The organism is Streptomyces sp. NPDC060064 (assembly GCF_042736455.1).
Taxonomy (GTDB): Bacteria; Actinomycetota; Actinomycetes; order Streptomycetales; family Streptomycetaceae; genus Streptomyces.
On record NZ_JBHWWF010000002.1, the window covers coordinates 49722 to 62954 of the forward strand.

The 13233-nt window shown below is 69.8% G+C and carries 7 protein-coding genes and 1 pseudogene; 6 read left to right on the forward strand and 2 right to left on the reverse strand.

The features are described 5' to 3' along the window. Positions 1 to 136: 136 nt before the first annotated feature. From ACFWDI_RS02570 to ACFWDI_RS02590, 5 genes are all read left to right on the forward strand, one after another. Complete coding sequence (locus ACFWDI_RS02570; protein WP_385301220.1) at positions 137 to 1006, forward strand: carbohydrate ABC transporter permease; 870 nt, start codon at positions 137 to 139, stop codon at positions 1004 to 1006. Then, the gene (locus ACFWDI_RS02575; RefSeq protein WP_385300885.1) at positions 1003 to 1863 is read left to right on the forward strand and encodes a carbohydrate ABC transporter permease; all 861 of its coding nucleotides are present in this window, start codon (positions 1003 to 1005) and stop codon (positions 1861 to 1863) included. The genes ACFWDI_RS02570 and ACFWDI_RS02575 overlap by 4 nt, the downstream gene beginning before the upstream one ends. Before the next feature lie 54 nt (positions 1864 to 1917). Next, entirely contained in the window at positions 1918 to 3174 is a 1257-nt protein-coding gene (locus tag ACFWDI_RS02580; RefSeq protein ID WP_385300886.1) for a glycosyl hydrolase, read from the forward strand. 124 nt (positions 3175 to 3298) lie between these two features. Continuing rightward, positions 3299 to 5320 (forward strand): endo-beta-N-acetylglucosaminidase, encoded by a 2022-nt coding sequence (locus ACFWDI_RS02585; RefSeq protein WP_385300887.1) that lies wholly within the window; start codon positions 3299 to 3301, stop codon positions 5318 to 5320. Positions 5321 to 5350: 30 nt separating this feature from the next. After that, positions 5351 to 8380 carry an alpha-mannosidase gene (locus ACFWDI_RS02590; RefSeq protein WP_385300888.1) on the forward strand — a complete coding sequence of 1010 codons (3030 nt, stop codon included), beginning with the start codon at positions 5351 to 5353 and terminating at the stop codon, positions 8378 to 8380. A 78-nt stretch (positions 8381 to 8458) separates the two neighbouring features. Here ACFWDI_RS02590 and ACFWDI_RS02595 read toward each other — a convergent pair. Continuing rightward, a pseudogene (locus tag ACFWDI_RS02595) lies at positions 8459 to 8605 on the reverse strand (transposase); the annotation flags it as partial. 633 nt (positions 8606 to 9238) lie between these two features. Here ACFWDI_RS02595 and ACFWDI_RS02600 point away from each other — a divergent pair. After that, the gene (locus ACFWDI_RS02600; RefSeq protein ID WP_385300889.1) at positions 9239 to 9463 is read left to right on the forward strand and encodes a hypothetical protein; all 225 of its coding nucleotides are present in this window, start codon (positions 9239 to 9241) and stop codon (positions 9461 to 9463) included. Between the two features lie 294 nt (positions 9464 to 9757). Here ACFWDI_RS02600 and ACFWDI_RS02605 read toward each other — a convergent pair whose 3' ends face one another. Beyond that, complete coding sequence (locus ACFWDI_RS02605) at positions 9758 to 13060, reverse strand: GH92 family glycosyl hydrolase (RefSeq protein ID WP_385300890.1); 3303 nt, start codon at positions 13058 to 13060, stop codon at positions 9758 to 9760. Positions 13061 to 13233 lie beyond the last annotated feature (173 nt).

Below are 13233 nucleotides of genomic sequence, written 5' to 3' on the forward strand. Positions count from 1 at the left end.
CGGGGGGGGGGGTCTGGGCTGCGCGGCGCCGCCTAACACCCCCCCCCCCCCCCCGGCGCCCACCCCCCCCCCCCCCCCCGGGGGGGGCCCGCCCGGCCGCCCCCCCGGCCCCCCCGCCCCCCGGCCCGCCCGTGGGATCAGGCGCCAACTACCCTCCAGCCCCTGGCTGTTCGCGGCGCCAGGTCTCCTGGTCGTCGGTACCTTCAGCCTGTATCCGTTCCTCAGCACCCTGGTCAACGCTTTCACCGACCGCCGCACCCTGGTCCCCGGTCAGTACGTGGGCCTCGCCAACTTCCGGGAACTGCTCGACGACGAGATGTTCTGGATCGGTCTGCGCAACAGCACCCTGTACGTCCTCGGTGTCGTCCCCGCCCTGGTGGTCCTGCCGCTGCTGCTGGCGATGCTCGTACAGCGGCACATCCCCGGCATCACCTTCTTCCGCTCGGCCTTCTACACCCCGGTCGTCGCCTCCATCGTCGTGGTCGGCCTGATCTGGGTGTGGATGCTCGACGACCGAGGACTGATCAACTCGGTGCTCGAGGCGGTCGGCGTCGGCAAGGTCGGCTTCCTCAGCGACCAGTGGCTGCTGCTCGGCAGTGCGATGGCGGTCACGGTCTGGAAGGGCCTCGGCTACTACATGATCATTTATCTGGCGGCGCTGGCCAATGTCCCGCGCGAGCTGCACGAGGCCGCCGCCGTCGACGGAGCGGGGGCCGTACGCCGCTTCTGCACCGTCACCGTCCCCGCGGTCCGCTCCACCATGGTCCTCGTCGGCGCGCTCTCCTCCGTCGCCTCCTTCAAGGTCTTCTCCGAGGTCTATCTGATGGCAGGTCCCAGCGGCGGCCCGGCAGGCGAGGACACCACGCTCGTGATGCTCGTCCAGCGCGTCGGCACCGGACTGACCGGTCGCGTCGGCTACGCCTCGGCCATCTCGGTGGTCGTCTTCGTCGTCACCGTCGCCCTGATGCTGCTGGTGCTCCGCGCCGACCGCAAGGAGGACGCATGAGCCTCATGAAGATCACGGACGCCGACGGCAGGCGCATCCCCGGCTGGCAGCTCGCACTCCGCTACAGCCTGCTGATCGCCGTACTGGCGCTGACCGTAGGGCCTTTTTTGTGGCAGCTGTCCACCTCGCTCAAGGGCCCGCACGAGGACATCTTCAGCTCACCGCCCACATTCCTGCCGGGCGAGCCGACGCTCGACAACTACGCGCGCGTCTCCCGGACCATCCCGGTCTGGGACTACGCGCTGAACTCGCTGAAGGTCGCCACCGCCAATGTGCTGACCAACTGCATCGGCTCCGCACTGGCAGGCTATGCCCTCGCCCGGATGCGCTACCGCGGACGCAGGGCCGCGACCCTGGTGTTCATCCTCGCGATGCTCGTCCCCGTCGAGGGCATCATCATCGCCCAGTTCACCACCATGCGTGACCTCGGCCTGAACAACACCCTGATCGCCGTACTGCTGCCCGGCTGCATCGCAGCGATGAACGTCCTGCTGATGCGCAATGCCTTCCTGAATCTCCCGCACGAGGTGGAGGAAGCGGCATTCGTCGACGGGGCCACCGCATGGCAGCGATTCCTGCGCATATCCCTGCCCTCGGTCAAGGGCACCCTCGCCGTCGTCGCCATCTTCGCCTTCATGGGCGCCTGGGACGACTTCCTGTGGCCCCTGATCGTGCTCAGCGACCCGGAGAACTTCACCCTGACCATCGGCCTGAACTATCTGCACGGCACCTTCGCCAACGATGAACGCCTCGTCGCGGCGGGCACGGTCATCGCCGTACTCCCGTTGATCGTTCTCTTCGCCTGTCTGCAGCGCTTCTTCTTCCGCGGTGTCGGCGAGGGCGCCGTCAAGGGCTGACCTGCCCGGCTCCGATCCGAGTGCCGCACCACAGAACCAGGACACCCCTTCCCCATGAGCTCTTCCGTGCCGCGCTTCGGCGCCAACTACACGCCCAGCCAGGGCTGGTTCCACCACTGGCTGGACTTCGACCTCGACGCCGTACGCGCCGACCTGGACTCGATCGCCGGCCTCGGCCTCGACCACATCCGGGTCTTCCCGCTCTGGCCGCTCTTCCAGCCCAACCGGACCCTCATCCGCCCGCGCGCCGTCGAACAGCTCGTACAGCTCGCCGACGCGGCGGCCGAACGCGGTCTGGACGTCAACGTCGACGGTCTGCAAGGGCACTTGTCGAGCTTCGACTTCCTGCCCGCATGGACCCGGACCTGGCACCGGCGGAACATGTTCACCGACCCCGATGTCGTATCGGGACAGGCCGAGTACCTGCGTACGCTCGCGGCCGCGCTCGGCGACCGGCCGAACTTCATCGGCATGACCGTCGGCAACGAGATCAACCAGTTCTCCAGCGGCCCGCACCCCGATCCGGACCGCATCTCGGCCGAACGGGCCGGGAGTTGGCTGCGGCGGCTGCTCGACGCCTGTGAGGCCGGGGCGCCCGGAAGGCTCCATCTGCACGCCGAGTACGACGCGGCCTGGTACCAGGACGACCACCCGTTCACCCCCGCCCACTCGGCACGCATCGGCGCCGTGACCGCCGTGCACTCGTGGGTCTTCAACGGCACCGCCCAGCGGCACGGACGTACGGGAGTTGCGACCGAGCACCATGCCGCCTACCTGATCGAGCTCTCCAAAGCCTGGGCTCTCGATCCGCGCCGGCCCGTATGGCTGCAGGAGGTCGGCGCACCCGCGCCGCTCGTCCCGGCCGAGCACGCCGCCCACTTCACCGAGGCGACGGTGGCGAACGCGCTGGACTGCCAGGATGTCTGGGGAGTCACCTGGTGGTGCTCCCACGATGTGTCCCGCTCGCTCGCGGACTTCCCCGAACTCGAATACAGCCTCGGTCTGTTGACCAACGACCGGCAGGTCAAACCGGCCGGCCGCACGATCGCGCGCATCGTCGAGGAGCGGCGGGGGAAGGAACACAGTCCCGCGCCGCGCACCACCGCACTCGTCGTCGACACCGGTGACGAGGAGACGGCGCCCCAGCGATCCACGTGCGCACCCGGTGGCGCCTTCTTCGAGGCCTTCGCCCGGCTCACGATGGAGGGCGTCCGGCCCACGGCCGTCCTCGCGGGCTGCGCGGAGGACAAGGAGCACCTCGCCGCACGAGGCATCACCGAAGTGGTAACCCCGGGGCAGGTCGGCGCATGACCATTCCCCACCCCGCCCCTTCCCGTAACTGGGGCTCCGCCCCAGACCCCGCTCCTCAATCGCCGGAGGGGCTGAACACCAGCCCCTCCGGCGATTGGGGACAGGCCATGAAACGGAGCGCACCATGACCCCCCACCTCAGCCGACGCGCCCTCCTGTTGGCATCGGCGGCGGCAGCTTTGACCCCGGCCCTCGTGCCCGGCATCGCGTCCGCCGCGACGAAGACAACGCCCGGCACGCCGTACGCCTCCTACTGGTACCCCGACTCGTTCCCCTCCGGCACCCCGGGCCAGGGCATCACCTGGCGCAGCCTCAAGGCCTGGCGCGCCGAGGACGACACTGATCTGGTGTTCAACAAGTCGGCCGTGCCGCTCGCCCGGCGGTTCACGCCCACGCCGGTCAACGCCACCGCCCGCAGCGGGCAGGCGCGCGTCCAGTCCCTCGTCTCCTTCGGACCCACCGCCGGCAACCCCTCCCAGGGCGCGGCCACCGCCGACTACTACGCCCTGACCCACTGGTCCTACCTGGACGAGCTGGTCTTCTGGGGCGGCTCGTCGGGGGAGGGTCTGATCCTCGCGCCCAACGCCCCGATCGTGGACGCCGCACACCGCCACGGTGTGCCCGTCCTCGGCAATGTCTTCCTGCCGCCCGTGGCCTACGGCGGCGATCTGCGCTGGACCCGGGACCTCGTCCAGAAGGACTCCTTCGGCAGATTCCCGCTCGCCGAGCGGCTCGTCGCGGTCGCCACGGCGTACGGTTTCGACGGCTGGTTCATCAACGCGGAGACCGGAGGCGGCAACAGCGCACTCGCGGCCGACATGCTCGGCTTCGTGAAGGAGCTGAAGAATCTGGGCGCGCCGAAGGGGCTGCGCGTCTGCTGGTACGACTCGATGACCGTGAACGGTTCGGTGAGCTGGCAGGGCGCGCTGAACGACCGTAACAAGGCGTTCTTCCAGGCCGCCGACTCCATGTTCATCGACTTCCGCTGGTCGCGGTCCTCGCTGGCGTCCTCCGGTCAGGTCGCTCAGCAACCAGGGCGCAGCCGCTATGAGTTGTGGGCGGGAGTCGATGTCGAGGCGAACGGCTGGAACAGGTCCGTCGACTGGGACGCCATCATCCCCGAGAATACGGCGGACATCGTCTCGCTGGGCTTCTACCGGCCCGAGTGGACCCGTAACCACCTGCCCGCGGACCGCACCCCGGCCCAGTTCCACGCCGCCGACGACCGGTTCTGGAGCGGGCAGTCGCTCGACCCGTCGCGGCCCGCCCCCGGCGAGTCCTGGCGTGCTCCCGCGCGCGCCGTCGCCGACCGCTCGACCGTCGACACCGTGCCCTTCGCGACCACCTTCAACACCGGCCACGGACTGCGCTGGTACGAGGGCGGCAAGGTGACGTCGGACGCGCAGTGGAACCATCTCGGCGTTCAGGACCGCCTCCCGTCCCGCCAATGGGTCGTGCGCACGAACGGTCAGCGCCCGTCGGTCGCCCATGACTTCGCCGATGCCTGGCACGGGGGCAGCAGTCTCCTCGTCGACGGCTCGCTCGATGCGCCCACCACGGTGGAGCTGTACGCGACCAGGCTCCCCCTCACCGCGGACACGGTCGTCGAGCTCACCCACCGCGCCGACGCGGGCCGGGTCGGGGTCGAGCTCGCGGTGGCCGTGGCCGAGCCCTCGGGGCCGGGCGCACCCATTCCGTACACCTACCTCCCCGTGGGCACCACGGGCCCGGGCAGCGGCTGGACCACCTCGACCGTGCGGCTGAACAGCCCGACCGGGACCGTGCGCGCGCTCGGTGTCCGACTCACCGCGATCAGCGGACCCGTGAAATGGCGGCTCGGCGCCCTGGCTGTGCGCGACAAGGCCGCACAGTGCCCCGCCGCCCCGGCCGGCCTGAGGATCACCGCCACCACGGGCGGCGACTTGCGCTTCGGATGGCAGGGCGCCCCGGGGGCGGTTCGTCACTACACACTGCACCGCGTCCTGCCCGACGGGAAACGGCGCTTCCTCGGGGCAACCTGCCAGCGAGCATTCTTCGTCCCCGGCCTCAAGCCCGAACAGGGTGAGCGGTCGGCGCGGTTCGAACTGCGCGCGGTCGGGGAGCTCTACACCACATCGGCACCATCGACCGCAGCCCACCCCTGGTAACCACCACCCGAACCCTCGGAGCAGCCCCGCATGCATGACGACCGCAGCCTTGTCGAAGCCCGCCTCAAGCGCGTCCTCGACGAGCGCATCCGCCCCGCCGTGTACCCCGAGTCCGTACCGCTGGAGGTGGCCGTCTGGAACGCGCCGGGCGAACCCGTCCCGGTCGCCGAAGGGCTCGCCGCCTCGCCAGGCCCGATCGCGGTCGGCGACATGTGGGGCGCTCCGTGGGGGACCAGCTGGTTCCGGGTCACCGGGACCGTACCGGCCGCGTGGGCCGGCAAGACCGTGGAAGCGATCCTCGACCTCGGCTTCGACGAGAACATGCCCGGCTTCCAGTGCGAGGGCCTCGTCCACCGCCCCGACGGCACCCCGGTGAAGGGACTCAATCCGCGCAACCAGTGGGTGCGCATCGGCGCGCCCGTCGAAGGCGGCGAGGAAGTGCGCCTCCACATCGAGGCCGCCTCCAACCCTGTGATCCTCGACTACCACCCCTTCCTGCCGACGCAGCTCGGCGACAAGGAGACCGCGGGCACCGACCCGCAGTACACCCTGACCCGCATGGATCTCGCCGTCTTCGACGAGACCGTGTGGGAGCTCGTGCTCGACCTGGAGGTCCTCGGCGAACTGATGCAGGAGCTGCCCGTGGAGGGCGCCCGCCGCTGGGACATCCTGCGGGCCGTGGGCCACGCCCTCGACGCGATCGACCTCCAGGATGTGAACGGCAGTGCTGCCGCGGCCCGTTCCTGCCTCGAGGGAGTCCTCTCCACCCCCGCCGGTCCCTCGGCGCACCGGATCAGCGCGATCGGCCACGCCCATATCGACTCCGCCTGGCTGTGGCCGCTGCGCGAGACGGTACGCAAGGTCGCCCGTACGACGTCCAATATGACGGCGCTCCTCGAGGACGAGCCGGAGTTCATCTTCACCATGTCGCAGGCGCAGCAGTTCGCCTGGATCAAGGAACACCGGCCCGAGGTGTACGCGAAGGTCAAGAGGGCCGTGGCGCAGGGGCGGTTCGTGCCTGCGGGCGGCATGTGGGTCGAGTCCGACACGAACATGCCGGGCTCGGAGGCGATGGCCCGTCAGTTCGTGCACGGCAAGCGGTTCTTCCTGGACGAGTTCGGTATCGAGAACGACGAGGCCTGGCTGCCCGACACCTTCGGCTTCGCGGCTGGACTCCCGCAGATCATCAAGGCGGCCGGTTCCAAGTGGCTGCTGACACAGAAGATCTCGTGGTCGCAGACGAACAAGTTCCCGCACCACACCTTCCAGTGGGAGGGCATCGACGGCACCCGGATCTTCACGCACTTCCCGCCCGTCGACACCTACAACTGCTCGATGAGTGGCAGCGAAATCGCCCACGCGGCGAAGAACTTCAAGGACAAGGGCGTCGCCAGGCACTCCCTCGCACCGACCGGCTGGGGCGACGGAGGTGGCGGCACCACCCGCGAGATGGTCGCCAAGGCGGCCCGGCTGCGCGACCTCGACGGTTCGGCGACCGTCCGGTGGGAGACCCCCACGGAGTTCTTCACCAAGGCCGAGGCCGAATACCCCAACGCGCCCGTCTGGGTCGGCGAGCTCTATCTGGAGCTGCACCGCGCCACGCTCACCAGCCAGGCGAAGACCAAGCAGGGCAATCGCCGCAGCGAACATCTGCTGCGCGAGGCCGAACTATGGGCCGCCACCGCCGCCGTGCGGACCGGATTCCCGTACCCGTACGAGGAGTTGGACCGCATCTGGAAGACGGTGCTGCTGCACCAGTTCCATGACATCCTGCCCGGCTCGTCCATCGCCTGGGTGCACCGGGAGGCCGAGAAGACATACCGGGCCGTCGCCGAGGAGCTCAACGGCATCATCGACGGGGCGCAGCGCGCGCTCGCAGGCGACGGATCCGGAACCCTTGTCTTCAACTCCGCGCCGCACGAGCGGCACGGTGTGGCGGCAGGCGGTGCCGCGGTGGCGGCCGTCGGCGGCAGCGCCCAGCTCTCCCCGCGCGAGGACGGCGGCTTCGTCCTCGACAACGGCCTGCTTCAGGTCGAGATCGACGGACGAGGCCTGGTGACGTCCGCGTACGACATCGGCGCGGAGCGCGAGACGGTGGCCCCCGGCGGGGTGGCGAACCTGCTGCAGATCCACCCCGACTTCCCGAACATGTGGGACGCGTGGGACGTCGACGCGTTCTACCGCAACACCGTCACGGACCTGACGGACGCCGACGAGATCACCCCTGTCGTGACCGGCACATCGGCGGCGGTGCGCGTCGTCCGCGGCTTCGGCGACTCGAAGGTCACCCAGCTGCTGACCCTGCCCGCCGGCGCCAAACGCCTCGACATCGACACCGAGGTCGACTGGCACGAGACGGAGAAGTTCCTCAAGGTGTCCTTCCCGCTGGACATCCATGCCGAGCGGTATGCGTCGGAGACCCAGTTCGGCCATTTCCACCGGGCCACGCACACCAACACCAGCTGGGAGGCGGCCAAGTTCGAGGCCTGCAACCACCGCTTCGTGCATCTGGAGGAGCCCGGCTGGGGCATCGCGCTCGTCAACGACTCGACGTACGGCCATGACGTCACCCGTACCGTCCGCGCAGCCGACTCCGGAACGACGACCACACTCCGCGTCTCGCTGCTGCGGGCCCCGCGCTTTCCCGACCCGGAGACCGACCAGGGCGTGCACCGATTCCGCCATGCCCTCGTGCCCGGCGCGGCGATCGGCGACGCGGTCCGCGAGGGCTTCCGCATCAACCTCCCGGAGCGACGGGTTGCGGGCGACGCGGCGGTGACCCCGCTGGTGACGGTGGACAACGACGCGGTCGTGATCTCCGCGGTGAAGCTGGCGGACGATGCGAGCGGCGATGTCGTCGTACGCCTCTACGAGTCCCGGGGCGGCCGCGCCCGGGTCGGCGTCACCGCCGGATTCGAAGCCGTCGAGGCGGCCGCGACCGACCTGCTGGAGCGACCCTCGGCGGACGCACCGGGGCTGGAACTGGCCGACGGTGCGGTGAAGTTGACCCTCCGCCCCTTCCAGCTGGTCACCCTGCGCCTGACGCGCTCCCGGACCTGACCGGCTGACTCAGAGGACTGAAGCGTGTTGCAGAAGGCTGTGATCTGGCAGGTCAGGGCCTGGTTCCGACTGTTCTGATCATGCGGCCAGGGCGAGGTTGTGCATGTGGGCGACGGCCTGGACCGCGTGGTGGAGACCGTCGCCACGCTGCCGGCAGTCACGGAGGATCTTGTAGTTCTTCATGCGGGCGAAGGCATGTTCCACGCGGGCGCGGACTTTTCGATGCTCCGCATTGTTGCCCGGAGCCGGCTGGGCGGTGGCAACGATCAGCCTCGTATCGGCGTCCGGTCCGTTCGCTGACTCCGAAATGGTCAGCCACCATGCGACCGGTCACGGGGCGGCCATGCCGGGCAGCGAGAACGGCCAGCGTTGCGCGCATGTCCTCGGCGGTCGGCGGGGTAATCAGGGCGTCCGCCTCGCTGTCCGGCGCGCTGTCCTCGAAGTCCTGCCAAAGGTCGGCGTCCGGCCAACGGCTCTCAGCGGACGCAGAACGGGCTACCGGGGGCGCAGGGTCCACGGCCCATCGGCCCAACGACAGGTAGAGCCCCTCCGGCAGCTGAACCTGCCGGAGGGGCTCTCGCGCTGTGGGCTCGAGGTGCCTGTCAGCGGATAGGCCGCTACCGTCGAAAGAGGTGAGGCCGCGATTCAGGACACGTCCCGCGACGCGCTCCCGCAACGGTGGGCGTGCAGCCGGGAGACGTGCGTCCCTCGCTTTCACGCGGCGACCTCGACGACAGCGCCGCATCGGTCTTCGAGCGGCACCATCCAGCCATCGCCGGGCCCCACGCTTCGGCGTGAGGCCGCGGCCATCCCTTTCGTGCTGGGACAGCGCGAGAACGTGGAAGAAAGAGCAGAGCCATGCGAGCACATCGCGCCAAGCGCGCCTTCGCCTGCGTCGCGGCCGGCTTCCTGCTGGCCGGCGGCACCGCAATCGGAGTGGCGGGCACGGCCGCAGCAGCCGCCCCCGCCACGACGACCGTCTCGGTTCCCACGGGCTGCTCGTGGCACAGCGGCTGGTACGACAGTCACCACCACTGGCACAAGGGCTATTGGGACTGCAACTCGAACGGGAACAACCGCTGACCTGCCCGCCGTCCGGGCGAGTGGCCGCTGGTACGACTCATCCCTCAGGCTCTGCCGGGCGTTCAGCGGTCACCAGGGCGTGCGCCGGCCTGTGCATCCAGTAGAGGGTCAGCGGGAACACAGCGTGCAGACCTGCAGACACCCACGTATCGACGCTGGCCAGCGACTCAGAGGTGAGGACCCCGGCCACGGGGGTCGGCGGCTTCGGATGTGGCAGACACAGTGGCGCCTGTCGTCCTCGCACGCAAGAGGTGCAACTCCAATTGCGCTGTGTGCAACGCGAGTTGGGGTCGGTCAGGTCAGCGTGATCGCGTACACCTCGACCCGTGAGTCGTCCGGCAGCGTCACCGAACGCAGTGTCTTCGCGCTGTCCAGCGGTGCCGTGTCGCCGAACAGCCGTACCGACGGGCCGTCGACGCCCTGGCCGTCCTTGATGCGGTGCGGCATGTCGAGGACGACAGTGCTGCCGGACGGCGTCGATCCGGCCCAGTCGCCGATGGTGACCGGCACGTCCGCGGTGGTGCCGTCCGTGTAGCGAACGGTCAGTGTGGTGGCCACAGGACCGTTGTGGGATGCGGCGACCAGGTGCAGTGCGGAGCGGGCGCCGGCGGGCAGCAGCAGCGCCTGGCCGCGTGCCTCGACGAAGTTCGGCGCGGTCCCCGTCGGGTCGGGCGCCCGGTACGGCACGCCGTTCCAGCTGACCGGGCCGGCCTTGGGCAGCAGACCGGCGTCGTAACTCCAGCCGAGGCCGTCGAAGTTGCCCTCGCCCGATCGGTCCTTCGTGGCCGTCCCGTCGTGATTCATGGCACCGGTCAGCTCCACGGGACACTGCTCATTCCCGACGCTCGCGCAGCTCGCCGCGGGCCGCACCTCGACGGTGGCCGTGCGGACGACCGCCGGAATGCCCTTCGCCGCGACCGTGATCCGGACCGGGTACGAGCCGACCGCGGTTGCGGCCGGCACCGTGACCGCGAGCGGGACCGTCGTCTGCACCGGCAGACCGCGGGACTTCACCGCCACCTGTGCGGGCGCCTTCACCGCCCAGCCGGAGGGAGCCTTCGCCGCCACGGACACGCGTACATCGCCCGGCGACTGGGCCAGTACGTCCACCGCGAGATGCGCGGTCTGCTCCGTGTCGCTCGACGGTAGGGCGTCCGAGGCGGGCCGCAGCGAAGCGTCGAGGTGCCGGCGCCCGTCGGCAGCCGCTGCTCCGCCGACCGACGGGGGTTCGGCGTTCCGGCCCGTGCCCCACGCGGACGGTTCGGTGCCCAGCTGGTGGGTCAGCCGCCCGCCGTGCGCGATCGTGTCCCAGCCCAGCCAGGTGGTGCGGATGTCCTTGCCGTTCAGGGCCACCTTCTGGACGTACCTCCGGTCGTCGCTCGCGCCGGGCGCCGTGAGCGTCAGAGTGCCGCCCTGCTTGCGGCCGTACTGTCCGATCCTGATGGTCGCCGACTCGAACTGCGGGCTGGAGAGCGCCAGGAAGTCGGCGCCGCTCATCGTCGGGTACAGACCGAGCGACGAGAAGACGTACCAGGCCGACATCGTGCCCAGATCGTCGTTGCCCGTCATGCCGTCCGGGCCGTTGGTGAAGAGCGTCATCGCAGCCCGTGTGACGGTCGCGGTCTTCGCGGGCGCGCCCGCCCACAGATACATGTACGGGGCGTGCAGATCGGGCTCGTTGTTGGGGTTGTAGGTGGGCTTGCCGTAGTAGTCGTAGGGCTGGGAGATCCAGTCCTTGCGTGCGGTGCCCGCGGGGTCGGTGAGCAGCTTGTCGTGGACGAAGAATGCGTCGAGCCGCTTCTCGGCGGCCTTCCTGCCGCCCATCAACTCCACCAGACCGGCCGGGTCCTGGGGAACCAGCCACTGGTACTGGTGGGCGCCGCCCTCGTGGAACTGGTGGCCCGCCTCGACCGGGTCGTACGGCGTCACCCAGGTGCCCTGTGTCGTACGCGGACGGAACTGGCCGATGGAGGAGTCCCACAGGTTGCGGTACCACCGGCCGCGCGCCGCGAACATCCCGGCGTCGGCCCGGTGACCCAGCCCGCCGGCCATCAGGGCGAGCGAGGCATCCGCGGCCGCGTACTCGAGAGTGGCCGATGCGGGGTGGTTGCAGTCGTTGTCGCCGCCCTTGTCGGCGCAGTCCTGGCCGAGGCCGAGACCCGAGGGGATATAGCCGCGCTCGCGGTAGAAGTCCACGCCCGAGCGGCCGTTGTACGCGGAATCGGCGGGCGGAGTGCTGGTGGCGTTCTTCCTCAGCAGTGCGTACGCCTCCTCCTCGTGGCCGGCCAGCAGGCCCTTCGACCAGGCCTCGACGAGGAACGGAGTCACCGGGTCACCGGTCATGATGTTGGTCTCGCTGTTGGCCAGCGCCCAGCGCGGCAGCCAGCCGCCGTCCTTGCCGATCGCGACGACGGACAGCGCGACATCGCGGGCGACCCCGGGCTCCAGGAGTTCCAGGAGCTGGTTCTGCGGCCGGTAGGTGTCCCACAGCGAAAGATTCTGGTACGGCGTGAAGCCGTCGGCCGTATGGGTCTTCCGGTCGAAGCCGGTGTAGCGGCCGTCCACATCGCCGGCCAGGTTCGGGTGCAGCTGTGCGTGATAGAGCGCGGTGTAGAAGGCGCTCTGCCGGTCCGGCGAACCCCCGCCGATGCCGATGGAGCCGAGCTGCTCCTCCCAAGTGCGGTGCAGGGCGGCACGGGTGGCGTCGAAGTCGTACGAGTCCTTCGTCTCCGCCGCCAGGTTCTTCCGGGCGCCCTCGACTCCGGTGTAGGACAGGCCGACCTTCATCACGACGTCCTTGTCGGCGCTCGCGTCGAAGGCCACCCAGGCGCCGTTGCCACCCTCGCCGGCGGCATCCCGGCTGCCCGGTTTCGGGGTCGAACCGCGCCAGGTGCCCTGGGTCTTGAAAGACCGGTCGAAGGTGGCGGTGAAGTAGACGGTGTGATCGTCCTTGCCGGCGCAGAAGTTGCCCGCGTGTACCCGGCCCTCGACCGTGCGGTCGCCGACGACGTGCACTTCGGAGTCGTACACCTTCTGGTTGGCCTTGCCGGTGTTGAACAGGACGTTGGCGGCGCCGGTGGACGGGAAGGTGTAGCGCTGCCAGCCGGTGCGCCGCGTCGCGGTGAGCTCGGCATTGATGCCGTACGACTTCAGGTTGACCCGGTAGTAGCCGGGCTCGGCCTTCTCGTCGTCGTGCGAGTACACCGAGCGGTAGTCGTCGGGGTTGACCCGGTCGACCGCGCCGGTCGTCGGCATGATCGGCAGCTCGCCCGCGACGCCGCAGCCGACGCCGGAGAGATGTGTCTGGCTGAAGCCGTGGATCTTGTCCTGCTGGTAGTCGTAGCCGCCCTGGCCGCCGGTGTCCGGGCTGACCTGGACCATGCCGAAGGGGGCGCTCGCGCCGGGGAAGGTGTTGCCGAAGTTCTGTGTGCCGACGAACGGGTTGACCAGGCCGGCCGGGTCGGCCGCGGGTGCTGGGGAGGGCGCCGGCGCGGCGACGGCGGTCGCGGTGGCCGGTCCGCTGAGACCGCCGGCCAGCAAGGTGGCGACCACCATCCGGACCGTTCTCGTACGCATCCAGCCGGCTGACCGTCGCATGGGCGTATCCCTTCTTGACAACGTTGTCTGATCGGCCCGGGAAAGATGTCATGGTCGCGCAAAGCCTGTCAACGGCTCGGTCGCGAGCTGTTTTCGGCGACCTGGCAGGCCTCGTATTCGTAGCGCCAACAGCCGAAAGAGCACGCCCGTCCCGGCCGCTGCGCACGCGGCGG

Excerpts from the sequence above, each read along its gene's own strand:
- ACFWDI_RS02575 (WP_385300885.1), top strand. The coding sequence starts at position 1,003 with ATGAGCCTCATGAAGATCACGGACGCCGACGGCAGGCGCATCCCCGGC.
- ACFWDI_RS02585 (WP_385300887.1), top strand. The coding sequence starts at position 3,299 with ATGACCCCCCACCTCAGCCGACGCGCCCTCCTGTTGGCATCGGCGGCG.
- ACFWDI_RS02605 (WP_385300890.1), bottom strand. The coding sequence starts at position 13,060 with ATGCGACGGTCAGCCGGCTGGATGCGTACGAGAACGGTCCGGATGGTG.
- ACFWDI_RS02600 (WP_385300889.1), top strand. The coding sequence starts at position 9,239 with ATGCGAGCACATCGCGCCAAGCGCGCCTTCGCCTGCGTCGCGGCCGGC.
- ACFWDI_RS02580 (WP_385300886.1), top strand. The coding sequence starts at position 1,918 with ATGAGCTCTTCCGTGCCGCGCTTCGGCGCCAACTACACGCCCAGCCAG.
- ACFWDI_RS02590 (WP_385300888.1), top strand. The coding sequence starts at position 5,351 with ATGCATGACGACCGCAGCCTTGTCGAAGCCCGCCTCAAGCGCGTCCTC.